Raw genomic sequence first — 247 nt, 5'->3', positions numbered from 1 at the left:
CGAAGCGGTCAGAACCTCCGATGCGGGTAACCGTCGAGCCTGCGCTCTGCGGCTGGGAGACCCAGACGTCGCCGACGACATCCGAGCCGCCGATCAGGGTCAGCGTCCGGACCGACTTCGCGGTGAGGTACGCCTGCGTCGGCGCATCGATGGTTCCGCCGTTCACGAGCAGCAGCGGGCTGTTCTTCTTGGCTGCGACGGGCGCCGCCGACAGCGCGTCCGCGTAGCTGTTGGCCGCGGCGACGAA

1 protein-coding gene is annotated in these 247 nt (G+C 69.2%); it reads right to left on the bottom strand.

What is annotated here, in order from left to right:
* Positions 1 to 247 (bottom strand): cell wall-binding repeat-containing protein (locus SB775_RS32510; RefSeq protein ID WP_410865412.1); only part of this gene is annotated, 247 nt, incomplete at both ends.

It is taken from the genome of Peribacillus sp. SIMBA_075 (assembly GCF_046534585.1).
This window is presented reverse-complemented; position numbering and strand designations above follow the sequence as displayed.